This is a genomic window from Streptococcus sp. HMSC073F11, from assembly GCF_001810785.1.
In the GTDB taxonomy this organism is placed as follows: domain Bacteria; phylum Bacillota; class Bacilli; order Lactobacillales; family Streptococcaceae; genus Streptococcus.
In genome coordinates, this window is sequence record NZ_KV802690.1 from 41579 (window position 1) to 67441 (window position 25863).

The following is a 25863-nucleotide window of genomic DNA, read 5'->3' on the forward strand; positions in this document are numbered from 1 at the left end:
GAAACTAGGATGAAAGAGATTATTGAAAAATTAGCAAAATTTGAACATTTATCAGGTGTGGAAATGACGGATGTCATTGAGCGTATCGTAACTGGGCGTGTAACCGAAGCGCAGATTGCTTCTTTCCTCTTGGCCCTTAAGATGAAGGGGGAAACACCGGAAGAACGCACAGCCATTGCACAAGTCATGAGAGGGCATGCCCAACACATTCCAACTGAAATTCATGATGCTATGGACAACTGTGGTACAGGTGGGGACAAGTCCTTCAGCTTTAACATTTCGACAACTGCAGCCTTTGTCTTGGCTGGTGGTGGTGTTCACATGGCAAAACACGGTAATCGCTCGATTTCTTCTAAATCTGGTTCTGCAGATGTCCTCGAAGCCTTAGGCATCAACCTAGACCTCAAACCAGCTGAATTAGGTAAGGTCTTTGATAAAACTGGTATCGTCTTTCTCTTTGCTAAAAATATGCACCCAGCAATGAAATACATCATGCCAGCTCGTTTGGAATTGGGAATTCCAACAATCATGAACTTGACTGGTCCTCTGATTCACCCAATGACTTTGGAAACACAGCTTCTTGGTATTAGTCGTCCAGAACTTCTAGAAAGTACAGCTCAGGTTTTGAAAAATATGGGTCGCAAACGTGCTATAGTGGTTGCTGGTCCAGAAGGATTGGACGAAGCTGGTTTGAATGGAACAACCAAGATTGCCCTTCTTGAAAATGGCGAAATCACCTTGTCAAGCTTTACTCCAGAAGATCTAGGGATGGAACGCTACGCTATCGAAGATATTCGTGGAGGCAACGCTCAGGAAAATGCAGAAATTTTGCTCAGAGTTCTTAAAAATGAACCAAGTCCATTCTTGGAAACGACAGTTTTAAATGCTGGTCTTGGTTTCTATGCTAATGGCAAGGTAGCTAGCATCAAGGATGGAGTTGCCTTGGCCCGCGAAGTCATTGCTAGTGGCAAGGCCCTTGAAAAACTTAGACTGTTACAGGAGTACCAAAAATGAGTCAGGAATTTTTATCACGAATCTTGGAGCAGAAGGCGCGTGAGGTCGAGCAGATGGAGCTGGAGGAAATCCAGCCCCTGCGCCAGACCTATCGCTTGGCAGAATTTTTGAAGAATCACCAGGACCGTTTACAGGTAATCGCTGAAGTCAAGAAAGCTAGCCCTAGTCTGGGAGATATCAATCTAGATGTGGATATTGTGCAACAGGCCCAGACTTATGAAGCGAACGGAGCAGTGATGATTTCTGTTCTGACAGATGAAGTTTTCTTTAAAGGACATTTGGATTATCTACGGGAGATTTCCAGTCAGGTACAGATTCCGACGCTTAACAAGGACTTTATTATCGATGAAAAGCAAATCATCCGAGCTCGCAATGCAGGTGCGACAGTCATCTTGCTCATCGTGGCAGCCTTGTCCGAAGAACGCCTCAAGGAACTTTATGACTATGCGACAGAGCTTGGTCTGGAAGTCTTGGTGGAAACTCACAATCTAGCTGAACTAGAGGTAGCTCACAGACTTGGTGCGGAGATTATTGGTGTTAATAACCGCAATTTGACTACCTTTGAAGTTGACTTGCAGACCAGTGTAGATTTGGCTAAACATTTCAAAGATGATTGCTTGTACATTTCTGAATCTGCTATTTTCACAGGGCAGGATGCAAAACGAGTAGCACCATACTTTAATGGAATTTTAGTTGGGACAGCTCTTATGCAGGCAGAAGATGTAGCCCAGAGAATCAAGGAGTTGCAGATTGACAAAGGTTAAAATTTGTGGACTATCGACCGAAGAAGCGGTGGAAACAGCCGTCTCAGCAGGAGCCGACTACATCGGTTTTGTCTTCGCACCTAGTAAAAGACAGGTGACCTTGGATCAGGCTGCTGAGCTGGCAAAGCTTATTCCTGCAGATGTCAAAAAGGTTGGTGTATTTGTTTCACCGAGTCGAGCAGAACTGCTGGAAGCGATTGACAAAGTTGGCTTGGACTTGGTTCAAGTTCACGGCCAGGTGGCAGATGATTTGTTTGAAAATTTGCCTTGTGCCAGCATTCAGGCGGTACAGGTGGATGGAGAGGGTCATGTGCCCAATTCTCAGGCAGACTATCTACTCTTTGATGCCCCTGTGGCAGGAAGTGGCCAGACCTTTGACTGGGCTCAACTGGATACGACTGGACTAACTCAACCCTTCTTTATCGCAGGTGGCCTTAATGAAGACAATGTAGTAAAAGCAATTCAACACTTTACTCCCTATGCAGTAGATGTATCGAGCGGAGTGGAGACAGACGGACAAAAAGATCATGAAAAGATTAGAAGATTTATAGAGAGGGTAAAGAATGGCATATCAAGAACCAAATAAAGATGGATTTTACGGAAAATTCGGCGGACGTTTTGTCCCAGAAACATTGATGACAGCAGTTTTGGAGTTGGAGAAGGCCTACCGTGAAAGTCAGGCAGACCCAAGTTTCCAGGAGGAATTGACCCAGCTCTTACGTCAGTACGTAGGTCGTGAAACTCCTCTTTACTACGCAAAAAACTTGACCCAGCATATTGGCGGAGCCAAGATTTATCTTAAACGTGAAGACCTCAACCATACAGGGGCCCACAAGATTAACAATGCCTTAGGACAAGTTTTGCTTGCCAAACGCATGGGTAAAAAGAAAATTATCGCTGAAACAGGTGCTGGTCAGCACGGTGTGGCAACTGCAACAGCTGCAGCCCTCTTTAACATGGAATGTACCATCTACATGGGTGAGGAAGATGTTAAACGCCAAGCCCTCAATGTCTTCCGCATGGAGCTTTTGGGAGCCAAGGTTGAGGCAGTGACAGACGGTTCGCGCGTGCTCAAAGATGCGGTCAATGCAGCTCTTCGTTCATGGGTGGCTAATATCGATGATACCCACTATATTCTTGGTTCTGCCTTGGGGCCTCATCCTTTCCCAGAAATCGTTCGTGACTTCCAAAGTGTCATCGGTCGAGAAGCTAAACAACAGTACCGTGACTTGACAGGTCAAGATTTGCCAGATGCCCTAGTAGCCTGTGTTGGTGGTGGGTCGAATGCTATCGGGCTCTTCCATCCATTTGTAGAAGATGAGTCAGTAGCCATGTATGGGGCTGAAGCAGCAGGACTTGGTGTGGATACAGAGCACCACGCAGCGACTTTGACTAAGGGTCGTCCGGGTGTCCTTCACGGTTCCCTCATGGATGTGCTCCAAGATGCTTATGGTCAAATTCTTGAAGCTTTCTCTATTTCAGCAGGTTTGGACTATCCTGGTATCGGTCCAGAACACTCTCACTACCACGATATCAAACGTGCCAGCTATGTTCCTGTGACAGACGAGGAAGCCTTGGAAGGATTCCAGCTCTTGTCTCGTGTGGAAGGGATTATCCCAGCCTTGGAATCTAGCCATGCCATTGCCTTCGCGGTGAAATTGGCCAAAGAACTTGGACCAGACAAGTCGATGATTGTCTGCCTATCCGGTCGTGGGGACAAGGATGTAGTTCAAGTCAAAGACCGCTTGGAAGCAGATGCAGCAAAGAAGGGAGAAGCTCATGCCTAAGACACTAACAGAAAAATTGAATGCTATCAAAGCAGCTGGAAAAGGAATTTTCGTTCCCTATATCATGGCTGGGGACCACGAGAAAGGCTTGGAGGGTCTTGGTGAAACAATCCACTTTTTAGAAGATTTGGGTGTTTCTGCTATTGAAGTGGGCATTCCCTTTTCAGACCCAGTTGCAGATGGACCTGTGATCGAAGAAGCAGGCTTGCGCAGTCTAGCCCATGGGACTTCTACCCAGGCTTTGGTTGAAACCTTGAAAACCATTGAAACAGAGATTCCGCTTGTCATTATGACCTACTTTAATCCCCTCTTTCAGTACGGCGTTGAGAACTTTGTCAAAGATTTAGCAGATACAGCAGTCAAAGGCTTGATTATTCCAGACCTACCTCATGAACATGCTAACTTTGTAGAACCCTTTTTGGCAGACACAGATATGGCTTTGATTCCCCTAGTTAGTTTGACGACAGGGATTGAGCGCCAGAAAGAGTTGATTGAAGGGGCAGAAGGATTTGTCTATGCTGTTGCCATCAATGGGGTAACAGGGAAATCAGGCAATTACCGTGCAGACTTGGACAAGCACTTGGCACAATTGCATCAAGTGGCCGATATCCCAGTCTTGACAGGTTTTGGCGTATCTAGCCAAGCTGATGTAGAACGCTTTAATGCGGTATCAGATGGCGTTATCGTTGGTTCGAAAATTGTAAAAGCTCTCCACCAAGGAGAGCCGATTCAGGACTTTATCAAACAAGCAGTAGCTTACCAAAAATAATCACACAAGCAGCGAGTAAGAGGAAAGGCACAAAGGGCAGTCTTTCCTTTTTCCTTTGTAGGAGAAAAGCTAGGATCCCCGTCGCCGAAGCAAACTGAATCAAGATCAGTAACTCTGTTACACTAAAGACGAGCGCACAAGATGATAGAAAGAGAAAATCACCTGCTCCTATACGAATGTCGATAAAATGGGCCATAATTCCGAGGGCAAGGAAGAAGACCATAACCAGGTTCCAACCACAGAAAGCCATGAGTATTAGGTGGAAAGTCATCCAGACTAGTAAAGGATATTCCTGATGGCGAAAGTCGTAGATTCCCAAGGTCAATCCAGCAGTGATTAGGATGACTTGACCCAAGGAAATCCAGCCCCATGACCAAGCCAGAAAAAGTAACCCCAAACCCAATTCAAATAGGGCATACCAGAAAGGATAGCGGATCTTGCAGTAGCGACAGCGAAAGCGATTGAAGACCTGAGAGAGGATAGGAATTAGGTCTAACGGGCGCAAGCGAGTCTGACAGGAATCGCAGTGGCTAGCTGGTCGGATAATGGATTGCTCAGGGAAACGGTCAATGACCAAACCGAGAAAGGAAGCGAGAATGCTCCCGACAAGAAAATAATAAAGATCAATCATACTTATTTATTCGTAAAAAATAGGAGAAGTAGTATAATGGAGAAACATAGATAAGATGGTGAGGTCAAGATGACAATTCGTTTTGAAGAAAATGTGAGCACAGAAAACGCTCAACTCGTATGCCAATGGTCCAACTCCCTTGGCAAATCCTTTCAAGAACAATGGATGGGAACAATGATTCCTTTTCCCTTAACAATTCAAATCTTGCAAGATTTGGAAGGAATCTTTTCAATCTTTGGTGGACAAGAGTTTGTGGGGCTTATCCAGAAAATCAGGTTAGAAGACAAAAATCTTCATATCGGGAGATTTTTTATCAACCCCCAGAAACAGGGGCAAGGCTTAGGTAGCCAGGCTTTAAGGAAATTTGTTAGTTTAGCATTTGAAAATGAAGACATAGATACTATTTCTCTAAATGTCTACGAGGCAAATCAAACAGCTCACAAGCTTTACCAAAAAGAAGGATTTGAAATCGTTCAAATGGTTGAAGTACCTATACGAAAATACATAATGAAAAAGGGTAGATAGCAGTCACTTGAGTCAGAGTCCCAAGGATTTTCAAGGATAAGGCAGTTACCTTTCAAAGTTGGAAACAAAATTTCTATGATTTCTTAGATAAAGGAGATAAACATGTCGAGATGTAGAAAAATACGAATCTTGCTCGCTTCTGTACTTGCCTTAGTTGTTGGTATCAATCTTTATTTTCAGTATCAAAGCCACCAAGAACGGTTCCAACTAAAGGCTTCCTTTGAAGAACAGGACACTATAGCCGTCTTAAAACATTTAACGGATTCAGGGAGATATGCGTCTGACATTCGTAAAGCAGGCTATGTCGTTCCTCCCGACGGTGCCATTCGCTTGGATGGAGGAATTGACTCCATAGGGATAAAAGGAGACATTGATTTGAAAATGTTGAATCCTGGCAGGGATGAAGTCTCTGTTTTATTTGAAACAATGGTAAATGAGGAAAAAATAAATGCCTACTATATTTTAGATAATCATTTAACCTTAAAACGTAGTTACTATTCTAATATTAGTAATCAGAAAAAAGAAAGTGTGAACATCTCTCAAGCCGAAGAAGAACGCCTATTAAAGATTGTTCGAAAAGAGTTGAAAGCTTTTCTAGATAAGATGTATCAGACTTTGTATGGTTGATGTTACTAGTGAGAAATGGATGCGAGACTCTGTTTAGGATGTCAATGATGATGAGAAAGGAGGGACAAAATGTTTACAGAATTGATCTTTATTGTCTCTTTACTGTTACTTTTACGTTTGTTTAAAAGTAGGCGCTCACGAATGATTATAGGACTCTTGTATAGTTTGCTGCTAGTCTGGTTTGTCTTTTCCGTTTTGAACTATGGCAAATACACTCTTCAACCAGGTCAATCTGTCAACTTAAGAGTAAATCCCAGAACACAAGATTTGGAATACTATTCAATCTTCATCTTGAAGAAAAATGATTCAGGCAGAATTAAATTATCTGGCTCAGATGTTTGGAGTGAGAGAAATGGTGATGTTTACTATGAAGTAGAGGGACAAAAAATTATAAAAAGCCATGGTTTGGGCGAGGAGTACGAAGAACTTCCAAACAACCAACCAGATATTTATTTAGAAAAAGATGGAGTTGTTGTAAGTTATCAAGGTGAAAAAGTCTTTGATGCCACCAATAACAAGCCCTACACGATAACCATTACCAATGTGGACAAGAAACCAGCCCAATTTGAAGCTCAGGTGGTGGATAAGTAAATCTAGTAGGTTGAAACCTTTTGAATTTTGTTTCTTTAAAAAGGGCTATATTATTTTAAACATGCAAAAAAGCCTTGATTCCAAGGCTTTTTCTAGTTGACAATTCCTTTTAAGGAAGATTGAGAATCGTTTTTAGGGTCCTATATACAAAAAGAGAACAGTAAATGTTCTCTCTCTGACTAATATTGTTATTAGATAAATTAACTTTTAGTCTTATTTTTCATCTTTGTGAAGCATGTTTTTAACACCTTCAATAGCGCCTTCGACAGCGTCTTTTGCATCTTCGGCAACTTCTTTTACTTTAGAAACAACTTTTTCAGCTGCACCTTCTTTTTCCATTTTTTCATCGCCGATCATTTTGCCGACACCTTCTTTAATGGAACCTTTTGCTTGATTTAATTTTTCTTCTGTTGACATGATTCTGCCTCCTTTAAATTGATTGATTTTGATCAGATGAATTAGTGTACGCGAGCTTTTTCCTTTGTTTCGCCTTTAACGGCTTCAACACCTTCGCCTACTTTTTCTTGAACAGCAGCAACACCTGAACCGATACCAGATTTCACTTTTTCAAATTGTTCTGAAGCAAATTCTCCTGTTGAAGAAGCCACGTCAGTTACTCTGTCTTGAAGGCTAACTGAATCTGCTTCATACTGTTCCTTCGTTTTGATATCAACAACATTCACATTGACTTCAACAACTTCTAGATCAGTCATTTTTGTAACTTGTGATACGACAACATCTTTGATTTCTTTGTACAAAGCTGGAACATTTTTTTGGTATTCAACAACAATGTTCAAGTCAACTGCGACTTGTTCTTTCCCAACTTCAACATTGACACCATGAGTGACATTATCCGTATTGATAATTTTTTCTGTTAGATTAGAGAAGAATCCTCCATCCACATCCAAAAGTCCAGGTACTTTTTCAAGTGAAAGACCAATGATTTTTTGGATTACTTTGTCTTCATAAGTGAGTTCCCCTTTAACATCTTGAGAAACAACAGCGACATCTTTTTTTTCTACATTTTTATCTACGTTTGACATACGAGACTCCTTTATTTATTTAAATATTTTTCCTTAACATAGTATCCAGCAAATGCTCCTAAACCTCCACAGATTAACACAAATAGTGTTTTGAAAAAGCCAAAGGATAAGATAAAGCAAGCGAGAATGACACCTACTAGACCTGCAATAATTGGATACTGATATTTTTTAAACCATTCCATTTTTTACTTCCTTACTTTACACGACTAACAGTCTTTTTGGTCGTTTTTGGAGGTTCAAATTCTTTCACTTTAACTTCAAGTTTTACCTCACGTTCAATACCAAAGAACTGCTTTAATCCATGAGTTATTTCATTCTGGATGACAAGACATCGATTTGAGATGTTGTCCGAAGGAAGAATTTTACCTTCTACAGTAACGAAACATTTATTTTTGCGGCTATTTACATGGACTGTTGGTTCTTTGATCAACTGATGATCAATGACCAAACATCGAACAAAGCCTTCGATAGCTGAATTTTTTAGTTTTAATGTATCTTCTTGAGTCTCTAATTGAATCTCTAAATACTGTTTAGGATAGAAGAGTATTACTAACATTGAAATTAACACTAAAACAGATAGGACAAGTGTCCCCCAAAAGACATATCTAGCAATCAGAAATTCAGCGTAGAGTTCTCTCCAACTGAATAAGTGGATATCTAAATCACTGACCTGATGATAATCTATGAGAATAGGAAGGAAAATAGCCAAGATTAAAATACAGAAAATAAGTAACAATATTTTCTTTGATTTTGACATATTAAATCCTTTCAAATGAAAAGCTTTAAACCATAATTTTACCCGTCTAAAGTATTCAAAATTATGGCTTATCACTTTTAATGTTCTATTAGGTAATGCTTATTTTTTACCAAATAGATATGAAACTACGGCAACAACAATTACTGCACCTACGATTGACGGAATAATAGCCATTCCAGCCAATGAAGGTCCCCAGCTTCCTAGAAGTGATTGACCGACAGTTGAACCGATTAAACCTGCAACAATATTTGCAATAACACCCATAGAGCCACCTTTTTTAGTGATTGCACCTGCGATGAGACCAATAAGACCTCCTACAATAATGGACCACAACATAGTGTATCCTCCTTTTCTATTTCTAAATCAAAGAATCAATTTCAGAAAACCAATTTCTTTGATTGAATTAATTATATAATATTTAAATATGGAAGGGTAATAATTTGTCTCAAACTACGTATTATAAAAACACACCACAGGTACAAATAAATAAGAAAATCTTGATGCTACTGGGTTTCTAAGGGATTAGACTAGTCTTTTGATGATAAGCAAAAGTCGTTGTAAGAGGATAAATGCACTCTATATGGTATAATTGCATGAAGATTGATAGGCAATCGTTTAGTTTATTATAAAGAGAGAAAAGCTATTCATGAGAGATTTATTATCGAAAAAAAGTCACAGACAATTAGAATTATTAGAATTACTGTTTGAAAACAAGCGCTGGTTTCATATTTCAGAACTAGCAGAATTATTGCACTGTGCAGAACGTTCTGTAAAAGATGACTTGTCCCATGTCAGATCTTCTTTTCCTGACTTGATATTTCATTCCTCGACAAACGGCATCCGTATCATTAATACCGATGATAGTGATATTGAGATGGTCTATCATCATTTTTTTAAGCATTCAACCCACTTTTCAATTTTAGAATTTATCTTCTTTAATGAAGGATGTGATACTGATAGTTTCTGCAAAGAGTTTTATATCAGTTCTTCCTCTCTTTATCGTATCATCAGTCACATTAATAAAATTATTAAGAAACAATATCGTTTTGAAATAAGCCTCAATCCAGTTCGAATCACTGGAAATGAGATTGATATCCGTTACTTTTTTGCCCAGTATTTTTCAGAGAAATATTATTTCCTTGAATGGCCCTTTGAAGATTTTTCTCAAGAACCCTTGTCTCAATTATTGGAATTAGTCTATAAAGCAACTTCTTTCCCGATGAATTTATCAACTCATAGAATGTTAAAATTACTTCTGGTTACAAATTTATATCGCATAAAGTTTGCTCATTTCATGGAAGTTGAGAGAGACTCTTTTAACAATCAATTGTTGGAATCGTTTATGCAGGCAGAAGGAATTGACGAGATTGTAGCGAGCTTTGACTCTGAATATCATATCTCTCTGAATAAAGAAGTAATAGGTCAATTATTTGTATCCTATTTTCAAAAAATGTTTTTCATAGATGAAGAATTATTCTTGAACCATGCAAAAACAGACAGCTATGTAAAAAAATCGTATCAGTTATTGGGAGAACTAGTAGATCAGGTATCAAGAGAGTATAATCTTCAAGTAGACAATAAGGACAATCTGATTTGGCATCTGCATAATACAGCACATCTGCATCGTCAGGAATTATCGACAGAGTTTATCCTATTTGATCAAAAAGGCAATACAATCAAAAACTTTCAAAATATTTTCCCTCGATTTGTTTCAGAGGTGAAGGAAGGGATTGAACATTATCTAGAGGCTTTGGATATGGATCGTAATTCAATGAAGGTCAATCATTTGACCTATACTTTTATCACCCATAGCAAACACTTGGTGCTAAATCTTTTACAAAATCAACCTAAATTAAAGGTTTTGGTCATGAGTAATTTTGATCAGTATCATGCAAAATCAGTAGCTGAGACACTTTCTTACTATTGTAGTAACAATTTTGAACTGGAAGTTTGGAGTGAATTAGAGTTATCACTTGATGCTCTAAAAGAATCACCTTATGACATCATTATTTCTAATTTTATTATTCCTCCTATTGAAAATAAGAGACTGATCTATTCTAATAATGTCAATACAGTCGCTCTCATCTCTTTGCTTAACGCAATGATGTTTATTCGATTAGACGAGTAACTAAGAATAACAAAAAACGCTATCTAGCGTTTTTTGTTTTATAAGGAAAGAATTTTATCTATACTAAACTCAGAATATCCTAAAATCTTGTCATGTTTTTGTTCGGAACAAGCAAAAAAGCCTTGGAACTCAAGGCTTTTCCTGTTGTATCTAGATGCCCCCTGCATGAATTTGTAAGAACTTTTCATATTGAAAATAAACAAAAATGTTGAAATATAGCTGATTTTAGGGAAATACTTTTAGGTATTTTCAATGTCAGGATTTAAAAATGGGGCAAAAGTGGGGCAAAAACGAATGACTCGTATTTTGTTTGAAAACCTATAATACCTAATGATTATGCTATTCTAGATATATAGTTTTGTTATAAATAAATGTCAGTGCGAGATCAAATTGGAGGATAAAATGGAAAAACAAATTAATGAAAAAAAAGCCTTGGTTCCCAAAGCTTTTTAATGTTATAAACTCATTAAAATAATCCCCAGTTAGATTTGGAATATTTTTTATTCTGTGTCATATAAAAATAAATAAAATGAATGGCTATAGCTAGAGCTAAAATGGTTGTTATACTCACTACTATTATAGGATTAGAAGCAAAGATTAAAGAGAGAATCAAGGCAGCCAGATAGAGTGTCGCTTGGACACAGTAGTAACTTTTCGAATAGCGAAGATAGTGTTTGTTATGGGGGCCATTTACTAGGACAGCAGCTTGAAAGAGGCCAAATCCGATATAAGAGAAGATGGTTGCAAAGAGACGATTAGCTTCAGGATTCAGAAGAAAACTCATCGATACAGTCATCATCATAAGTCCAATGAAAATAGGATAGTGACTGTAAATTAGAAATAGTCCCTTTTGATTAGATTTTTCATCAATAGCATGGTCGAATTGACCAAAATAAAACAAGAACAGAGAAATCATAATAATGAAATAAAGAACCGAATAAATCGAGAAATTCTCGATTGTAAAGAAGTTAGCTAGCTCCGTAATCATCTCTCCAAACATAATAATGACAAGAAGGGAGATGCGCTCGATTAAATGGGGGAGATTTACCTGGTAATGCTTATCTTTATTAAGCAAGATACTTGGCATAATAAATGTTAGCAGAATACTAGCAAATAAGACAGAGACTCCAACGTAAATAGGAAGAAGAGCTGCTAGATAGACTCCTAAACTTCCTAGAGCTGTTATCCATAGAAAACCTTTGATACTTTCCCGATTAACATCATCGGTTGATTTTCTAAAAAATTCAACCAAATATTGAAAAAATAAGGTAAGGGTTAATGTACCAATAGCCCAACAGAGATAATGAAAATATTGTTGCCAATCAGGTCCAATCATATTGGCTATAAAGAGTAAAATTCCCATTTTGATAAACATGATTACTATGTTAAATAAAGAGTTCTTTCCATAGCGATTGGTATAATCGGTTTGAATCATCCAGGAATTGATGAGAAGCAAAGTAGCAATGAAAAAATCAAGGAAAGAATTCCAAGTCAAAATACCGTTATGAAGATGGTCAATTAAAGTAGTTACTTTTGAAATTGCAAAAACAAAAACTAAGTCATAAAAAAGTTCTGAAAATTCTACACGTTTATGTTTAATAAGAGTTGTCATCTTAAGACCTTTCTATTTTAGAAGTACAATTTATTATAACAGAAAATGGTAATAAAAGAAAAGAAGATGCTTAAATAACTTCATGTGACGCGAATGAACTGCGCCACAAAAGTTAGGTTTTTTCTGTCTAACTTTTGGGGTGCAGTTCAGAAGGGGTGTTTTTTCTATCGTTTTTTAGTGCTAAGACTACACAAAAAAGCCTAGTAAATCAAGGCTTTTTCCTGTTGTATTTAGATGCCCCCTACAGGGATTTGGAAAGGACTTTCATATTGAGAGCAATTAAAAATATTGAAATATAAGTGATTTTAGGTATTTTCAATGTCATGATTTAAAAATGGGACAAAAGTGGGGCAAAAACCATACAGATTCTAAACTGTATGGTTCTTTTTTTATCTAACCAAGAAAGGTTAAAACTTATTAAAACAAATGCAATCAACTGTTGAAAACTTTTTAGTCCGTGTAATATAAAAACAAGTAAAAAGTTGAACTATAGGGAATATTGTGTCATAATAGGTAATAGATGAATAATTAATAGATTGGAAATAATGCTTTCTTACCTTAACAAGTTGAATTGGTTATACATTTTTTCGTCGCAATTGTGTCTATCTCTCGAGTTTAGCTAGTTTTTATAAGCTCTGGTTTCTAATCAATATAACAAATTTTAGAAGTGCATAAGACAAGATGGTGACATTACTACAGTCATTTCTAGTCACCATATGTTGCTGGCACAGGCTGTTTGTAGTGTTGGCTATTTACTAGTCAGTTTAATCGGAGTGTTTAATTTTTATTGTTGAAAGGTTTTTATATGGCGAAAATTCTATCTTTAGGTCTGACAGGTAAGAAATTACTTGCTCAGGGGTTCTTGTTTGTTCTGCTAGGTCTCATCTTGATGGTCACGGGGACTTGGTTGCCAGTAAAGGTTATTCGACTGGTTCTGTTTTTAGCTTGGATAGCAACGGTCTTAGATTTAGTATTACGTATTTTCAAAAAAAGTCAGTCAACGGACACCTTGGGAGTTGCACTGGTTAAATTGTTAGTGCTGGGATATTTGCTTGGCTCCAATCTTGCGACGGATGTGCCGATTTATGTTCTGGCTCTTGTGATTGGAGTTTATCAGATTTTTCATGCTAGTATTAACCTTGTCACCTATGTTCTCTACCGCAAAAACAAAATTCGACCTCGTTTTCGTCTCTTACTAGATGGACTCGTACTAGTTTTTCTTGGTGGGACTAGTCTTTTGTCCTCTACAGGAAATTCTGTCTTTCAACTCTTTGTATTAGGGGCTTATTTTTTCCTTTATGGTCTGTCCAATATCCGTGACGGTTTCTTATTTGAAGGGGAAATTGGGAAAAACCATCTCAAACGTCGCATTAGAATTAGCTTACCTATTGTCCTAGCCGCTCTCATCCCTGCAAGAACTTTAGCAAAAATTAACAAATTTATGCTGGAAAATGCTGATGAGAGAGAGGATATCCATCTTGGAATGGTGAAGTCTGGTAAGACAGCGGAGCTTGAAATTTTTGTTCATACAGCTGAGACCTCTCTGTTTTCGGCAATTGGTCATGTGGATATCTGCTATCAAGGCCGTGTTATTTCTTATGGCAACTATGATCCGTCTTCTGAGACCTTATTTGGCATGGTAGGAGATGGTGTCTTATATTTCTGTGATCGTGACAAGTACATTGACCTATGTAAACGTGAGAGTCAAAAAACGCTTTTTGGTTATGGGATAGATTTGACGCCTGAAATGGAAAAAGCAGTTCAGAAAAAGTTGGCTGAATTGAAACAACTGACGATTCCATGGGAGCCAAGTGCAGATAAAATCATGACAGGTGATGGTAAGGAAGACTACACCTACGCTTATAAAATCAGACATGAGACAGATGGGGAACTTTATAAATTTATCAAATCTAAGTTTAAATCCTACTTTGTCTTATCTACAAACTGTGTGCTCTTGGCTGATACCATAGTCGGTCAGGCTGGCACCGATATCCTCTCACCCAAAGGATTTATCGCACCAGGAACTTACCAAGCTTACCTTGACCGAGAGTTTGAAAAACCAAATAGTATAGTCGTATCTAAACATGTTTATTAAGGAGAATTTATGAATTTAGTAAAAAAATACACCCCATTAATACTTTTTATAGGGCTGGTTACTCTTGTAATTCTGAATGCATCAAGCTTTATATCAGGAGCAATCTCTCTCTTTGATGTAATATCAACCTTGATTTATGGTGCTGTTATTGCTTTTGTGCTTAATGTTCCTATGAAAAAATTGAACAGTATTTAGTTAAATTGAAGGTAAAGGCAGAGTTGCGTCGTCCGATTGCCATGGTACTTGTTTTCCTAGCTCTTATCTTAATCGTGATTGCTCTTTTGGTTTTGGTGCTGCCAACCCTAGCTCAGACTATTAGTCAGCTGGGAACAGTCCTTTCAACAGTCCTGACTCAACTTAGGAAATTGCTAGACAGCTCGGAATTTGTAACCAAAGACATGCTGTCAACTATCGTATCAGGAATTCAGGGACAGTCTAGCTCTATTAGTCAAGCTTTGATAACCTTCTTATCCGGTCTGACTAGTAATATAGGAAATATTTTTTCAAGTATAATGAATGCCTTTCTGATTATAGTATTTACCTTTTCATTTTTATCCAGTAAGGAACATCTGGCAGCGATGACGAGTCGACTTCTAAAAGTTATATTTCCAGAGAAAGTGGTGACAAAGTTAACTTGCATTGGACAAGTAGCACTAGAGACTTATGACCAATTTTTGATGAGTCAGCTGATTGAAGCAGTCATCATAGGAGTTATGATAGCGGTTGGTTACAGCGTGTTTGGGATACCCTATGGAGTAATGACAGGTATCTTTGCAGGAGTGCTATCGTTCATTCCTTATGTAGGGCCTATGATTGCTTGTGTTGTGGGAGCGATTTTTATCTTCACAGTGAGTCCTACTCAAGCCTTACTTTCTCTTCTTCTATATCAAATCATACAACTGATTGAGGGAAATCTTATCTATCCCAAAGTTGTGGGTCAATCTATTGGCTTACCAGCCCTTTTCACGCTTGCGGCTGCTAGTATCGGAGGGAATCTTTTCGGACTACTTGGAATGATATTCTTTACCCCCGTATTTGCTGTTATCTATCGACTGGTTAAAGAATTTGTCGTTGCAAAGGAAAATCAGGTAGATTAAGAAAAACTAAATTTAATAAGATATACTGAGAAGAGAGTGAGAGATTCTCTTCTCTTTTATTTTTAAATACTTTTCTACAAAAAGCTATTAGACGTTAAAAAAAGCCTTGGTTTCAAGGCTTATTTCTGTTGATTTAGATGTGCCCCCTGCAGGGCTCGAACCTGCGACCCATAGATTAAGAGTCTACTGCTCTACCAACTGATCTAAGAAGGCAAATAAAAAGCTGAGAATGTAACTTCCCAGCTTTTTTAATATGCCCAAAATGGCAGCTAGATTATTTACGAAAGGCATCAAGGATATAGGTGAAACCAACAATTAAAAATGCAAAGGCAACGACATAAACGACAAAGACACTTGTAGCTACTGGATTGAACAAAATCACTAGACCTAGTAAAAATGCAAGCAACGCTATCCACATGATATGGTTGCCAATAATAGGGAAAATCAATCCCAGACGATTGCCTTTAAAGAAAGCTATAATGGCTTCTACAATTAACCAAATTCCTAAAATAGTTGGAATGACAACTGGCAGCGTCACAAAGCCATAGGCAACGAGGTAAAGAGCTAAGAGAAGATTAACAATCCCTTGGAAAAGATGAGCTGGTGAGCGAAGCTCTTTTGGTACAGAGAAATAGCCTAAAATAGCTGCTATAGAAGAAACCAGTAAACCAAATGCAATCCACCAGCTGTAAGCAACAAGATTAGCTACTGGGTTTGTAAATAGGAAAAGTCCTAAAAGGACAAAAACAACTCCTGCAAGGAATAGCAGTAAACGATTAGAAAATTTCATTTCAATACCCCCTATATAGTATAGTATAGTTTGATAATAAAAATATTATACACCTTTTTAGAGGAAATGTCAATAAACAAAATGGAAAATTTGGAAGTTTCAGTCTGATTTATGAAAAGAAAATCAGTTTTTATTATTTTGAAAATAAAAAGAGAAGATAAAATTTGTCTTCTCTACATGAAAATATTGTATGGAATCAAAGCAAAAGTAACTGGCTTTACACTATTTGTTAAGATGTAATTTGATTCAAAAAGAAAAGATAGATTTAAAATGTGGGACAAATGATGGGGTAAATCAGTTATAGACAAGCAAAAAAAGCCTTGATTTACAAGGCTTTTTCCTGTTGTATTTAGATGCCCCCTACAGGGATCGAACCTGTGACCCACGGATTAAGAGTCCGCTGCTCTGCCAGCTGAGCTAAGGAGGCAAAGAAAAAAGCTGTATTGGTGCCGAAACTTCACGGTTTGTATTGAACCCGCGCAATTAAGCAGGTGGGCAACTCGCTCTAACTGAAGCTGTTTCCGTGTGAGACGGCCTACATGCTGTTAGAAGACTTTTGTTTCCCTAATAATACAAAAAATAGTCGGTCAACACTTAAGTGTGAAGTCGTACACCACAGCGTTTCTATGTTTATATAATACCACTTTTTCAAAAAAAATCAAGAGGAAAGTGCAATTTTTTGAAAAGGATTTCAGATTTTTCGCAAACGGTCGATAGCTTCCTTTCTTTGAGCCAAAGCCCGTTCATATTTACCAGTATCTTCTGCTTGGAAATAGTGATGATTACGAATTTTTTCTGGTAGATAGTCTTGCTTGACCCAATTTCCAGGGTAGTTGTGTGGATAGAGATAGTCTTGGGCATTCCCCAGTTCCTTGCTTCCACTGTAGTGCCCATCACGCAGGTGTCGCGGAATAGGCAAGTGCCCTGATGTTTTGAGGTCAGCAAGTGCCTTATCCATAGCCACATAAGCTGAGTTGGATTTTGGAGAAAGGGCCAAATCAATCACGACATTGGCAATGAGAATACGGGCTTCTGGGAAACCAATCTTCTGGGCAGCATCCAGAGCAGTCACGGTGTGAATCTGGGCTTCAGGATTGGCCAAACCGATATCTTCATAAGCGATAACGGTCAAGCGACGAGCGAGACTAGGAAGATCCCCAGCCTCAATCAAGCGGGCAGCATAGTGGAGACTGGCATCGACATCCGAGCCACGAATGGACTTTTGTAGGGCTGAGAGGACATCGTAGTGACCGTCCCCATCCTTATCCATGGTAATATAACTCCTCTGCAGGCTATTTTCCATGATATCCAGTGTGATATGGCGGATGCCCTTGTCATTCTCGGGAGTAGAGAGAACAGCCAAATCTAGCGAATTAAAAGCAGAACGCAGGTCTCCATTTGTAGAGGTTGCGATGAAATCCAGTGCATCCTCATCTAGCTCAACTGGGAAATCAAAACCACGCTCAGGGTCGGTTAGAGCAATTTGAATCGCCTCTTTAACATCTTGATTAGACAAGGGTTCTAACTCAAAAATCTGAACACGGCTACGAATGGCTGGAGTGACAGAAAAGAAGGGATTTTCAGTTGTGGCCCCAATCATGATGACCAGTCCACTTTCCAAGAGTGGCAGAAGAAAGTCTTGCTTGGTCTTATCGAGACGATGAATCTCGTCCAGTAATAGGACTAATCCTCCAGAGAATTTAGCCTCTTCAGCGATTTCTTGGAGACGTTTTTTGCTATCAACAGTGGCATTGAAGGTCCGAAAGGCATACTTGGTCGTTCCAGCGATGGCAGAGGCGATACTGGTCTTTCCGATACCCGGAGGTCCGTAGAGAATCATGGAGGACAGGCGGTTGGCCTCCACCATGCGGCGGATGATTTTTCCTGATCCGACCAGATGATCCTGACCGATGACCTGGTCGATGGTTTTTGGGCGCATGCGAAGCGCGAGATTGTCTGGCATAGCAGTCCTTTCTAACATGGATTTTCTGATGTATATGTGGTAAGATGGTAGTATCTATTTTAGCATATTTCCGAGCAATCGGGGCGATTAAAGAGTCGCATAGAAAGAGGACAAAATGGCAACATACGGATTTTTAGATGTTTTAGAGGAAGAATTGGACAAGAACTTTCCCTTTGACTTTGAGATTAGCTGGGATAAGCGCAACCATGCAGTTGAAGTGAGTTTTTTATTGGAAGCACAAAATGCTGCAGGTGTGGAGATGGTGGATGAAGATGGAGAGGTTTCATCGGATGATATTCTCTTTGAAGAAGCAGTGCTTTTTTACAATCCTGCCAAATCAACAGTCAATGCAGAAGACTATTTGACTGTCATCCCTTACTTGCCTAAAAAAGGATTTTCTCGTGAATTTTTAGCTTATTTTGCGCTATTCCTTAAAGATACTGCCGAGGTTGGACTAGATGCCCTTATGGACTTTTTGGAAGACCCAGAAGCAGAAGAATTTGTCATGGAATGGAACCAAGAAGTCTTTGAAGAAGGTAAAGTAGGCTTGGAAGAGGGAGAATTTTATCCTTATCCGAGATACTAGGAGTTGGATGGAGATTTTATGAAGAAAATCGGGACTTATTTGGTTTATGTGCTAGCTGTTGTCTTTATTATGCTGGCTTTTGCTTGTGGAACAATCGCATTTGCAGAGTTGGGGTATTCCGCAGTTTTAGTCTTTACTTTTGGTTATGCCTTCGCTCTTCTAAGTATATATTTAATCTTTATTCTTCATGAGCTGGGACATGCTTTTTGTGGCTACTTGACAGGCTATCGGCTGGTGGCTTTTGGATTAGGGAACTTTCTTTTAACCAAAAAGTCAGGAAGGCTTCATCTTAGTCGAACAGCAGTTATAAAAAATGTTGGTGCTCAGTATATTGGTTTAAAAGAGGATGAAAGCGATCAAAGAATCATCTTGATGCTTTCAGGAGGCTTGATAGTTCACCTTTGCTTGATATTATTAGCAACACTTTTTGGTTTTTTGACAACAAACTGGTATTTTGCAGGCACTTGGATTTTTCTTAATTTGTCTTTCTTCCTAAATAACATTTTGCCAGTCGGCATCACCGATGGCGCAAAAATTTGGGAATTGCTACAACACCCTGAAAATACGAAATATGCCTACCTGATGTTGAGGCATTCTGCCCAGACCTTGCTAGCTCCTCAAGAATATGATTTAAAAGACTTTATCATGTCTGTTGATGAGGAGGCGAGAGGGAGTTTTGCAGAAAGTGTTCAGACTCTTCAGGGGTTGGTATTCATATTAGATGATAATATAGAGCTTGCAAAGCAACAGTTTCAATCTGTGTTAGAGAAAACAGATAATCCAATGTCTAAAACTAGTTCTCAATTATACCTTCTTCAAATTGCTCTGATGGAAGGAGATAATAAGAAAGCGGAAGAATATGCAAGTATTCGAGGGGTCAAATCCTTTCTATCTATAAAAACAGCAGATATGCAGGTCATTCAAGCTTGGTATCAATTTAAGGTAAAGAAAGATGTAGTTCAAACTCACAAGGCTATGAAGATTGCTAGACAGAAAATGAATAGCAGCCGGATGTTACGGGATGAGAAAAGCTATTATCAAAACTGGTTAGCCGAGCTGGAAAAGGAATTAACCGAAGGAGTCTAATATGGAAATAGAAATTTCTGATTTCACAGGCTGTAAGATTGCTTTGTTTTGTGGGGATAAGCTCTTGACTATCTTACGTGATGACAAGGACGATATCCCTTGTCCCAACATGTGGGAGTTGCCAGGTGGTGGCCGTGAAGGGGATGAAAGTCCCTTTGAATGCGCAGCGCGTGAAGTTTATGAAGAACTGGGAATTCATTTAAATGAAGATTGTTTGCTTTGGGGCAAAATTTATCCTAGCGTAATCTTTGAAGGCAAGCAATCGGTCTTTATGGTTGGTCAGCTAAGACAAGAACAATTTGACAATATTACCTTTGGAGATGAAGGACAGGGTTATCAGCTGATGAATGTTGAGGAGTTTCTCACTTCCAGTCAAGTTGTGCCTCAGTTGCAAGAGAGATTAAAAGATTATTTAAAAGTAAGTGATTAGAAAGGATGGTTCGGTTAAATTTCTAAACTGAACCCGCCCTAAACACTGTGCCAAAAAGATAAACTTCTTTTAGACACAAGCGTCTTCAGAGAATTTCCTATTTTGGCTTTGTGTTTTACGGGCTTGGTATCTTAAATATGGAAACATGGCAAGAGTTAAAAGTTACAGTCAAGCGTGAGGGAGAGGAGCTGGTCTCTAATCTCTTAATTGAGCTGGGAGCGCAAGGTGTTGCGATTGAAGACAGTATGGACTATGTGGGAAATGTTGACCGCTTTGGTGAGATTTTCCCAGAGGTCGAGCAGCAAGAAGAAATCGTAGTGACAGCCTATTACCCTGATACGGTGGATGTAGCAGTGGTTGAGGCAGACTTGCAGGCTCGCCTAGCAGAATTGACAGATTTTATGGATTTGGGAGAGGTCAAAATGGGGACTACTGCCTTGGCTGAAGAAGACTGGGCAGACAACTGGAAGAAATATTATGAACCCGCTCGCATCACTCATGATTTGACCATCGTGCCGTCGTGGACAGACTATGAGGCGACTGCTGGAGAAAAGATTATCAAGCTAGATCCTGGTATGGCCTTCGGGACAGGAACCCACCCAACTACCAAGATGAGCCTTTTTGCCTTGGAACAGGTTCTTCGTGGTGGCGAAACGGTGCTAGATGTGGGGACTGGATCAGGCGTCCTCTCCATTGCCAGCTCGTTGCTTGGTGCCAAGGAAATCTTTGCCTACGACCTAGATGATGTGGCAGTTCGTGTTGCTCAGGAAAATATTGAGCTCAACCCTGGTATGGAAAATATCCATGTTGCTACTGGAGATTTGCTCAAGGGTGTGGAGATTGAAGCAGATGTCATTGTGGCCAATATCTTGGCGGATATTCTCATTCATCTGACAGATGATGCTTATCGTTTGGTCAAGAACGAAGGCTACCTGATCATGAGTGGGATTATCAAGGACAAGTGGGACATGGTGCGCGAGTCAGCTGAGTCAGCTGGATTTTTCCTTGAAACCCACATGATTCAAGGGGAATGGAATGCCTGTGTCTTTAAGAAGACCAAGGATATTTCTGGTGTGATTGGAGGCTAGCATGCAGCAGTATTTTGTCAAAGGCAGTGCAATCTCTCCTGTAACTATCGAGGACAAGGAAACCATCAAGCATATGTTTCAGGTCATGCGGCTGAAAGAAGAGGATGAGGTGACCTTAGTCTTTGATGATGGCATCAAGCGCTTGGCGCGCGTGCTGGATGTGGAAGCATGTCAGTTTGAATTGGTCCAAGAATTAACTGACAATGTGGAACTGCCCGTTCAAGTCACCATCGCATCAGGCTTTCCCAAGGGAGACAAGCTGGAGTTTATCACTCAAAAAGTGACGGAACTAGGAGCTAGCCAAATCTGGGGCTTTCCTGCCGATTGGTCGGTTGCCAAGTGGGATGGCAAGAAATTGGGTAAAAAGATTGAAAAACTAGAAAAAATTGCCCTTGGAGCAGCAGAACAAAGCAAGCGTAATATCGTCCCAAGTATTCAGCTTTTCGAGAAAAAAGCAGATTTTCTAGCCCAGCTGGATCAGTTTGACTCTATCATAGTAGCCTATGAAGAATCAGCAAAAGAAGGAGAAGCTACTGCGCTCTTACAAGCAGTCACTGGTCTTGAAAAAGGAGCCAAATTGCTCTTTATCTTTGGTCCAGAAGGTGGTCTGTCACCTGCAGAAATCGAAAGTTTTGAAGCTAAGGGAGCAGTCTTGGCAGGTCTTGGCCCTCGTATCCTACGAGCAGAAACAGCACCGCTTTACGCCTTATCAGCCCTTAGTGTTTTATTAGAATTAGAGAAATAAGAGGAAGAAAATGGAACAAAAACACCGTTCAGAATTTCCAGAGAAGGAACTTTGGGATTTAACCGCCCTATACCAAGATCGTGAAGATTTCTTGCGTGCAATCGAGAAGGCTCGCGAAGACATCAATCAATTTAGCCGTGACTATAAGGGTAATCTTTATACTTTTGAGGATTTTGAAAAGGCCTTTGCGGAATTGGAGCAAATCTACATTCAGATGAGCCATATTGGAAACTATGGTTTTATGCCTCAGACGACAGATTATAGCAATGACGAATTTGCCAATATTGCCCAAGCTGGGATGGAATTTGAAACAGATGCCAGCGTAGCTCTGATCTTCTTTGACGATGCCTTGGTGGCAGCTGATGAGGAAGTCTTGGATCGTTTGGGTGAATTTCCTCATTTGACGGCGGCTATTCGTCAGGCAAAAATCAAAAAAGCCCACTATCTAGGGGCTGATGTGGAGAAGGCCTTGACCAATCTCGGTGAAGTTTTCTACAGTCCACAGGACATTTACACTAAGATGCGAGCTGGGGATTTTGAAATGGCCGACTTTGAAGTCAATGGCAAGACCTACAAAAACAGCTTTGTCACCTATGAGAATTTCTACCAAAACCATGAGGACGCTGAGGTCCGTGAGAAATCATTCCGTTCCTTCTCAGAAGGTCTTCGTAAGCACCAAAATACGGCTGCTGCAGCCTACCTAGCTCAGGTCAAGTCTGAAAAACTATTGGCAGATATGAAGGGATACGACTCAGTCTTTGATTATCTTCTAGCTGAGCAAGAAGTGAACCGTGCTATGTTTGATCGTCAGATTGACCTCATCATGAAGGATTTTGCGCCAGTCGCTCAGAGATACCTCAAGCATGTTGCTAAGGTAAATGGTCTTGAAAAGATGACCTTTGCAGACTGGAAATTGGACTTGGACAGCGCCCTTAATCCTGAAGTGACTATTGACGACGCCTATGACTTGGTCATGAAGTCGGTAGAACCTTTGGGGCAAGAATATTGTCAGGAAGTTGCTCGCTATCAAGAAGAGCGCTGGGTGGACTTTGCTGCCAATAGTGGCAAGGATTCTGGTGGATATGCGGCGGATCCATATCGCGTGCATCCATATGTCCTCATGAGCTGGACAGGTCGTTTGAGCGATGTCTATACCTTGATTCATGAAATCGGGCATTCTGGTCAATTCATCTTTTCAGACAATCACCAAAGCTACTTTAATGCCCACATGTCGACCTACTATGTTGAAGCACCGTCAACCTTCAATGAATTGCTTCTCAGTGACTACTTGGAGCACCAATCTGACGACCCTCGTCAAAAACGCTTCGCTCTGGCTCACCGCTTGACAGACACCTACTTCCATAATTTCATTACTCACCTCTTGGAAGCAGCCTTTCAGCGTAAGGTGTATACATTGATTGAAGAAGGGGAGACCTTTGGAGCGAGCAAACTCAACAGCATTATGAAGGAAGTTTTGACCGATTTCTGGGGAGATGCTATTGAAATCGATGATGATGCAGCTTTGACTTGGATGCGCCAAGCTCACTACTACATGGGCTTGTATAGTTACACTTACTCAGCAGGACTAGTTATCTCGACTGCAGGTTACCTCCATCTTAAAAATTCAGAAACTGGAGCTGAAGATTGGCTCAATCTCCTCAAATCAGGTGGTAGCAAGACACCACTTGAGTCAGCTATGATTATCGGTGCTGATATTTCAACAGATAAACCACTCCGTGATACCATCCAATTCTTGTCTGACACAGTTGATCAGATTATCGCCTACAGTGCCCAGTTGGGGGAGTAAATTAAAAGAGCCTGGGACAAAAGTCTAACCTTAAATAAAAAAAGCGAACAAAACGAGTTATCTGACACTCAGAATTCTGTTTCGTTTGCTTTTTTATCTAATCTATCGATTTTAAAAATTTAGAATAAAGAATTCCTAAAATCAAAATTTTTTGTCCTGGCCTCTTTAATTATCCCCAAAAGCTATCTTCTTCAGCTTGATCTGAAGAGAAGAGCCAAACTTCTTTGATTTTTCCGTCTTCAATACGGAAGAGGTCAATCCCGTTCATATTGAGTTCAGTACCATCAGCACGTGTTCCAAGAAAAGTAACATTAGCTGCGATTAAATCCTTATTGTCAGAAACCCAATTTGTTACCACCTTAAAGGTTCCATTAGTTTTCTCAGCAAATGTAGCCAGGTGAGTTCCTAGCTTGTCCTTACCAACAACTGTACCAGATATACTATGAGTACCAGGTTGATGCCAGATAATATCGTCTGCCATAGTTTCAAAGACACCAGGAAAGTCACCAGCAATTAAAGCTTGGTTATAAGCATTGAAAATTTCTAAGTTTGTTGACATATATATTCTCCATTTCTTTTTTATGATATAATTGTAACAGTTACAAACAAAAAAACAAGTAGACACTTTTTTGATAGCTAGTATCAAAAGTGGTACTTTTATTGATACTAAAAGATAAATTTTTTTAAAAAAATAGAAAGAAGATATTTTATGCCAAATAAAGTGAGTGAGTATGGTATTTGTCCATTTGCGACAACGCAGAGGGTTTTAACGGGGAAATGGGCACTGGTAATCATTTATCAGTTGAGTACGGGTACCAAACGATTTAAAGAATTGCAGAGATTATTGCCTGGGATTACTCAAACTATTTTGACCCGTCATCTCCGTCAATTAGAAAAGGATAAGATTGTTCAACGAAAGGTCTATGCCGAAGTTCCACCACGAGTTGAGTACAGCTTAACTGAAATGGGGCAGGAATTCAGAGTTGTTTTAGATGCTGTCGAGAAATGGGGTCTAGATTATATCAAGTTGCTAGAAATGTAGAGGTATTGCCCATGTATCAAGAGTTACTAAGAAAAATAGCAGTTGAAAAACCAAGTTATCATCAGGAGGAAATCCAGTGGTTGCTTGACCATTTGGGAGATCCTTCTCCAGAAATTCGCGATGACCTTGTTTTTACAAGCTTTGCTAGAGGGATTCAGGAAGAGCTATTTACACAGGAACAATTTTATTTCATTGCTGAGGTGGTCTCAGCTGATGGAGGACTAGATAAAGAGATTGATAAGGTAGGTCTGCCAACACTTGAACGTTCTTTTAGGGCACTTGTTTATGCAAACCTCTTGTTTGCGGATGCCAACCAGCAATCGATTTTTTATCAGGGATTAAAAGCAGAAATTCGTAATGTCCTTTTAAATCAAGGTTTGCACTATCTTTCAAAAGAAAAGGATACAACGGGTTTTTCAAGTCAGTATGGTTGGGTTCATGCTTTTGCACATGGAGCCGATTTACTGACAGAGGTGGTTTGTCATCCAAACTTTCCTAAAAACAGGGTTCATGAAGTATTTGATATACTTGGCCAACTATTTAAAAGAATGTCCATTCGTTTTACAGATGATGAAGATTGGCGTTTAGCCAGAGTACTTTATGAACCGATTTTACAAGGGAAGTTAGCGCAAGAACAAGTAGCTTCTTGGATAAAAACTGTTGATTTTCCGATAGAAGAAAGGGAAGATTTTTATAAATTTTCCAACTTCAGATCCTGTCTGTTGGAAGTCTATGTCCAACTTGACCAGAGAAATAGTTTACAAGATGACTTGAAAGAAGCTATCCAATCTTTTCAATATTAGGGATTAACTAGTATTACTTAGTAATAGGGTTTCTATTGTATCCTCCTACCTGATAATGAAAACTAATAAAAGAGGTTGAATCA

Annotated in this window: 28 protein-coding genes, 2 tRNA genes and 1 pseudogene; 19 read left to right on the top strand and 12 right to left on the bottom strand. The window is 39.5% G+C overall.

Annotation, left to right across the window (positions count from 1 at the left end; translation table 11 throughout):
• Nucleotides 1–9 precede the first annotated feature (9 nt).
• Genes trpD through trpA form a run of 5 tightly spaced genes read left to right on the top strand, consistent with a single transcriptional unit; the run spans nucleotide 10 to nucleotide 4334 of the window.
• Complete coding sequence (trpD, locus tag HMPREF2764_RS01820; protein WP_070526732.1) at nucleotides 10–1014, top strand: anthranilate phosphoribosyltransferase; 1005 nt, start codon at nucleotides 10–12, stop codon at nucleotides 1012–1014.
• Nucleotides 1011–1778 carry an indole-3-glycerol phosphate synthase TrpC gene (gene trpC / locus HMPREF2764_RS01825; RefSeq protein ID WP_070526736.1) on the top strand — a complete coding sequence of 256 codons (768 nt, stop codon included), beginning with the start codon at nucleotides 1011–1013 and terminating at the stop codon, nucleotides 1776–1778. Before trpD ends, trpC begins: the two co-directional genes overlap by 4 nt.
• Nucleotides 1765–2364, top strand: coding sequence for a phosphoribosylanthranilate isomerase (locus HMPREF2764_RS01830; RefSeq protein WP_070526739.1), 600 nt, complete (start codon nucleotides 1765–1767; stop codon nucleotides 2362–2364). The genes trpC and HMPREF2764_RS01830 overlap by 14 nt, the downstream gene beginning before the upstream one ends.
• Nucleotides 2342–3565, top strand: coding sequence for a tryptophan synthase subunit beta (gene trpB / locus HMPREF2764_RS01835; RefSeq protein WP_070526742.1), 1224 nt, complete (start codon nucleotides 2342–2344; stop codon nucleotides 3563–3565). The genes HMPREF2764_RS01830 and trpB overlap by 23 nt, the downstream gene beginning before the upstream one ends.
• Nucleotides 3558–4334, top strand: coding sequence for a tryptophan synthase subunit alpha (gene trpA / locus HMPREF2764_RS01840; RefSeq protein ID WP_070526745.1), 777 nt, complete (start codon nucleotides 3558–3560; stop codon nucleotides 4332–4334). Before trpB ends, trpA begins: the two co-directional genes overlap by 8 nt.
• Here trpA and HMPREF2764_RS01845 read toward each other — a convergent pair.
• Entirely contained in the window at nucleotides 4306–4965 is a 660-nt protein-coding gene (locus tag HMPREF2764_RS01845) for a prepilin peptidase (RefSeq protein ID WP_070526747.1), read from the bottom strand. The genes trpA and HMPREF2764_RS01845 overlap by 29 nt on opposite strands.
• A 69-nt stretch (nucleotides 4966–5034) precedes the next feature.
• Here HMPREF2764_RS01845 and HMPREF2764_RS01850 point away from each other — a divergent pair, with 69 nt between their 5' ends.
• The 3 genes from HMPREF2764_RS01850 (at nucleotide 5035) to HMPREF2764_RS01860 (ending at nucleotide 6708) form a co-directional block, all read left to right on the top strand.
• On the top strand, nucleotides 5035–5490 hold the full coding sequence (locus HMPREF2764_RS01850; RefSeq protein WP_070526750.1) for a GNAT family N-acetyltransferase: 456 nt from the start codon (nucleotides 5035–5037) through the stop codon (nucleotides 5488–5490).
• 102 nt (nucleotides 5491–5592) lie between these two features.
• Nucleotides 5593–6117 carry a thiol-disulfide isomerase gene (locus HMPREF2764_RS01855; protein ID WP_070526752.1) on the top strand — a complete coding sequence of 175 codons (525 nt, stop codon included), beginning with the start codon at nucleotides 5593–5595 and terminating at the stop codon, nucleotides 6115–6117.
• A gap of 69 nt (nucleotides 6118–6186) precedes the next feature.
• A complete protein-coding gene (locus HMPREF2764_RS01860; protein WP_070526754.1) occupies nucleotides 6187–6708 on the top strand; it encodes a hypothetical protein in 522 nt (173 codons plus the stop codon).
• A gap of 213 nt (nucleotides 6709–6921) precedes the next feature.
• On the opposite strand, the gene HMPREF2764_RS01865 is transcribed toward HMPREF2764_RS01860, so the two are convergent.
• The 5 genes from HMPREF2764_RS01865 to HMPREF2764_RS01885 form a co-directional block, all read right to left on the bottom strand.
• Entirely contained in the window at nucleotides 6922–7125 is a 204-nt protein-coding gene (locus HMPREF2764_RS01865; RefSeq protein WP_000102420.1) for a CsbD family protein, read from the bottom strand.
• A 41-nt stretch (nucleotides 7126–7166) separates the two neighbouring features.
• Nucleotides 7167–7751, bottom strand: coding sequence for an Asp23/Gls24 family envelope stress response protein (locus tag HMPREF2764_RS01870; protein WP_070526757.1), 585 nt, complete (start codon nucleotides 7749–7751; stop codon nucleotides 7167–7169).
• Between the two features lie 11 nt (nucleotides 7752–7762).
• The gene (locus HMPREF2764_RS01875; protein WP_045616759.1) at nucleotides 7763–7933 is read right to left on the bottom strand and encodes a DUF2273 domain-containing protein; all 171 of its coding nucleotides are present in this window, start codon (nucleotides 7931–7933) and stop codon (nucleotides 7763–7765) included.
• A gap of 11 nt (nucleotides 7934–7944) precedes the next feature.
• On the bottom strand, nucleotides 7945–8508 hold the full coding sequence (amaP, locus tag HMPREF2764_RS01880) for an alkaline shock response membrane anchor protein AmaP (protein WP_045616760.1): 564 nt from the start codon (nucleotides 8506–8508) through the stop codon (nucleotides 7945–7947).
• Between the two features lie 99 nt (nucleotides 8509–8607).
• Entirely contained in the window at nucleotides 8608–8844 is a 237-nt protein-coding gene (locus HMPREF2764_RS01885) for a GlsB/YeaQ/YmgE family stress response membrane protein (protein WP_045616762.1), read from the bottom strand.
• Nucleotides 8845–9154: 310 nt separating this feature from the next.
• On the opposite strand from HMPREF2764_RS01885, the gene HMPREF2764_RS01890 reads away from it, so the two are divergent.
• Nucleotides 9155–10636, top strand: a complete 1482-nt coding sequence (locus HMPREF2764_RS01890) for an AcpB/EbpR/MafR family transcriptional regulator (RefSeq protein ID WP_045616763.1) — start codon at nucleotides 9155–9157, stop codon at nucleotides 10634–10636.
• A 466-nt stretch (nucleotides 10637–11102) separates the two neighbouring features.
• On the opposite strand, the gene HMPREF2764_RS01895 is transcribed toward HMPREF2764_RS01890, so the two are convergent.
• Complete coding sequence (locus tag HMPREF2764_RS01895; protein WP_070526760.1) at nucleotides 11103–12248, bottom strand: low temperature requirement protein A; 1146 nt, start codon at nucleotides 12246–12248, stop codon at nucleotides 11103–11105.
• Between the two features lie 805 nt (nucleotides 12249–13053).
• Here HMPREF2764_RS01895 and HMPREF2764_RS01900 point away from each other — a divergent pair.
• Together HMPREF2764_RS01900 and HMPREF2764_RS01910 are read left to right on the top strand one after the other, a co-directional pair.
• Entirely contained in the window at nucleotides 13054–14343 is a 1290-nt protein-coding gene (locus tag HMPREF2764_RS01900) for a hypothetical protein (RefSeq protein ID WP_070526763.1), read from the top strand.
• 9 nt (nucleotides 14344–14352) lie between these two features.
• Nucleotides 14353–15440 (top strand): annotated as a pseudogene (locus tag HMPREF2764_RS01910) (AI-2E family transporter).
• Nucleotides 15441–15580: 140 nt separating this feature from the next.
• Here the strand turns inward: HMPREF2764_RS01910 and HMPREF2764_RS01915 are convergent.
• The 4 genes from HMPREF2764_RS01915 to HMPREF2764_RS01930 form a co-directional block, all read right to left on the bottom strand.
• Nucleotides 15581–15653 (bottom strand) — tRNA-Lys (locus HMPREF2764_RS01915).
• Between the two features lie 61 nt (nucleotides 15654–15714).
• On the bottom strand, nucleotides 15715–16230 hold the full coding sequence (locus HMPREF2764_RS01920; RefSeq protein WP_000672739.1) for a DUF308 domain-containing protein: 516 nt from the start codon (nucleotides 16228–16230) through the stop codon (nucleotides 15715–15717).
• A gap of 354 nt (nucleotides 16231–16584) precedes the next feature.
• A tRNA-Lys gene (locus HMPREF2764_RS01925) sits at nucleotides 16585–16657 on the bottom strand.
• A gap of 264 nt (nucleotides 16658–16921) precedes the next feature.
• Entirely contained in the window at nucleotides 16922–18193 is a 1272-nt protein-coding gene (locus HMPREF2764_RS01930; protein WP_049549757.1) for a replication-associated recombination protein A, read from the bottom strand.
• A 115-nt stretch (nucleotides 18194–18308) separates the two neighbouring features.
• Between HMPREF2764_RS01930 and HMPREF2764_RS01935 the strand changes: the two genes are divergently transcribed.
• From HMPREF2764_RS01935 to pepF, 6 genes are all read left to right on the top strand, one after another.
• The gene (locus HMPREF2764_RS01935; protein ID WP_000257095.1) at nucleotides 18309–18779 is read left to right on the top strand and encodes a DUF3013 family protein; all 471 of its coding nucleotides are present in this window, start codon (nucleotides 18309–18311) and stop codon (nucleotides 18777–18779) included.
• A gap of 18 nt (nucleotides 18780–18797) precedes the next feature.
• Nucleotides 18798–19865: a M50 family metallopeptidase gene (locus HMPREF2764_RS01940; protein ID WP_070526772.1), complete on the top strand. Its 1068-nt coding sequence runs from the start codon at nucleotides 18798–18800 to the stop codon at nucleotides 19863–19865.
• A 1-nt stretch (nucleotide 19866) separates the two neighbouring features.
• Nucleotides 19867–20295: an NUDIX hydrolase gene (locus HMPREF2764_RS01945; RefSeq protein WP_070526775.1), complete on the top strand. Its 429-nt coding sequence runs from the start codon at nucleotides 19867–19869 to the stop codon at nucleotides 20293–20295.
• Between the two features lie 137 nt (nucleotides 20296–20432).
• Complete coding sequence (prmA, locus tag HMPREF2764_RS01950; protein ID WP_070526778.1) at nucleotides 20433–21383, top strand: 50S ribosomal protein L11 methyltransferase; 951 nt, start codon at nucleotides 20433–20435, stop codon at nucleotides 21381–21383.
• Between the two features lies 1 nt (nucleotide 21384).
• Entirely contained in the window at nucleotides 21385–22128 is a 744-nt protein-coding gene (locus HMPREF2764_RS01955; protein WP_070526781.1) for a 16S rRNA (uracil(1498)-N(3))-methyltransferase, read from the top strand.
• Between the two features lie 10 nt (nucleotides 22129–22138).
• Entirely contained in the window at nucleotides 22139–23935 is a 1797-nt protein-coding gene (gene pepF, locus HMPREF2764_RS01960) for an oligoendopeptidase F (protein WP_070526784.1), read from the top strand.
• A 169-nt stretch (nucleotides 23936–24104) separates the two neighbouring features.
• Here pepF and HMPREF2764_RS01965 read toward each other — a convergent pair whose 3' ends face one another.
• Nucleotides 24105–24494, bottom strand: coding sequence for a nuclear transport factor 2 family protein (locus tag HMPREF2764_RS01965; RefSeq protein ID WP_005591134.1), 390 nt, complete (start codon nucleotides 24492–24494; stop codon nucleotides 24105–24107).
• 150 nt (nucleotides 24495–24644) lie between these two features.
• Between HMPREF2764_RS01965 and HMPREF2764_RS01970 the strand changes: the two genes are divergently transcribed.
• Both HMPREF2764_RS01970 and HMPREF2764_RS01975 read left to right on the top strand, forming a co-directional pair.
• Nucleotides 24645–24977 (top strand): winged helix-turn-helix transcriptional regulator, encoded by a 333-nt coding sequence (locus HMPREF2764_RS01970; RefSeq protein WP_001133064.1) that lies wholly within the window; start codon nucleotides 24645–24647, stop codon nucleotides 24975–24977.
• Between the two features lie 11 nt (nucleotides 24978–24988).
• Nucleotides 24989–25780, top strand: coding sequence for a DUF2785 domain-containing protein (locus HMPREF2764_RS01975; protein WP_070526787.1), 792 nt, complete (start codon nucleotides 24989–24991; stop codon nucleotides 25778–25780).
• Nucleotides 25781–25863: the final 83 nt, after the last annotated feature.

Bases quoted from the DNA above. Each gene is read 5' to 3' on its own strand.
- HMPREF2764_RS01855 (WP_070526752.1), top strand. From the start codon at position 5,593: ATGTCGAGATGTAGAAAAATACGAATCTTGCTCGCTTCTGTACTTGCC.
- pepF (WP_070526784.1), top strand. From the start codon at position 22,139: ATGGAACAAAAACACCGTTCAGAATTTCCAGAGAAGGAACTTTGGGAT.
- trpA (WP_070526745.1), top strand. From the start codon at position 3,558: ATGCCTAAGACACTAACAGAAAAATTGAATGCTATCAAAGCAGCTGGA.
- amaP (WP_045616760.1), bottom strand. From the start codon at position 8,508: ATGTCAAAATCAAAGAAAATATTGTTACTTATTTTCTGTATTTTAATC.
- trpC (WP_070526736.1), top strand. From the start codon at position 1,011: ATGAGTCAGGAATTTTTATCACGAATCTTGGAGCAGAAGGCGCGTGAG.
- HMPREF2764_RS01935 (WP_000257095.1), top strand. From the start codon at position 18,309: ATGGCAACATACGGATTTTTAGATGTTTTAGAGGAAGAATTGGACAAG.
- HMPREF2764_RS01870 (WP_070526757.1), bottom strand. From the start codon at position 7,751: ATGTCAAACGTAGATAAAAATGTAGAAAAAAAAGATGTCGCTGTTGTT.
- HMPREF2764_RS01845 (WP_070526747.1), bottom strand. From the start codon at position 4,965: ATGATTGATCTTTATTATTTTCTTGTCGGGAGCATTCTCGCTTCCTTT.
- HMPREF2764_RS01945 (WP_070526775.1), top strand. From the start codon at position 19,867: ATGGAAATAGAAATTTCTGATTTCACAGGCTGTAAGATTGCTTTGTTT.
- HMPREF2764_RS01965 (WP_005591134.1), bottom strand. From the start codon at position 24,494: ATGTCAACAAACTTAGAAATTTTCAATGCTTATAACCAAGCTTTAATT.
- HMPREF2764_RS01875 (WP_045616759.1), bottom strand. From the start codon at position 7,933: ATGGAATGGTTTAAAAAATATCAGTATCCAATTATTGCAGGTCTAGTA.
- trpB (WP_070526742.1), top strand. From the start codon at position 2,342: ATGGCATATCAAGAACCAAATAAAGATGGATTTTACGGAAAATTCGGC.
- HMPREF2764_RS01895 (WP_070526760.1), bottom strand. From the start codon at position 12,248: ATGACAACTCTTATTAAACATAAACGTGTAGAATTTTCAGAACTTTTT.
- HMPREF2764_RS01900 (WP_070526763.1), top strand. From the start codon at position 13,054: ATGGCGAAAATTCTATCTTTAGGTCTGACAGGTAAGAAATTACTTGCT.
- HMPREF2764_RS01890 (WP_045616763.1), top strand. From the start codon at position 9,155: ATGAGAGATTTATTATCGAAAAAAAGTCACAGACAATTAGAATTATTA.
- HMPREF2764_RS01970 (WP_001133064.1), top strand. From the start codon at position 24,645: ATGCCAAATAAAGTGAGTGAGTATGGTATTTGTCCATTTGCGACAACG.
- HMPREF2764_RS01865 (WP_000102420.1), bottom strand. From the start codon at position 7,125: ATGTCAACAGAAGAAAAATTAAATCAAGCAAAAGGTTCCATTAAAGAA.
- HMPREF2764_RS01850 (WP_070526750.1), top strand. From the start codon at position 5,035: ATGACAATTCGTTTTGAAGAAAATGTGAGCACAGAAAACGCTCAACTC.
- HMPREF2764_RS01975 (WP_070526787.1), top strand. From the start codon at position 24,989: ATGTATCAAGAGTTACTAAGAAAAATAGCAGTTGAAAAACCAAGTTAT.
- HMPREF2764_RS01955 (WP_070526781.1), top strand. From the start codon at position 21,385: ATGCAGCAGTATTTTGTCAAAGGCAGTGCAATCTCTCCTGTAACTATC.
- HMPREF2764_RS01860 (WP_070526754.1), top strand. From the start codon at position 6,187: ATGTTTACAGAATTGATCTTTATTGTCTCTTTACTGTTACTTTTACGT.
- HMPREF2764_RS01885 (WP_045616762.1), bottom strand. From the start codon at position 8,844: ATGTTGTGGTCCATTATTGTAGGAGGTCTTATTGGTCTCATCGCAGGT.
- HMPREF2764_RS01940 (WP_070526772.1), top strand. From the start codon at position 18,798: ATGAAGAAAATCGGGACTTATTTGGTTTATGTGCTAGCTGTTGTCTTT.
- prmA (WP_070526778.1), top strand. From the start codon at position 20,433: ATGGAAACATGGCAAGAGTTAAAAGTTACAGTCAAGCGTGAGGGAGAG.
- HMPREF2764_RS01930 (WP_049549757.1), bottom strand. From the start codon at position 18,193: ATGCCAGACAATCTCGCGCTTCGCATGCGCCCAAAAACCATCGACCAG.
- trpD (WP_070526732.1), top strand. From the start codon at position 10: ATGAAAGAGATTATTGAAAAATTAGCAAAATTTGAACATTTATCAGGT.
- HMPREF2764_RS01920 (WP_000672739.1), bottom strand. From the start codon at position 16,230: ATGAAATTTTCTAATCGTTTACTGCTATTCCTTGCAGGAGTTGTTTTT.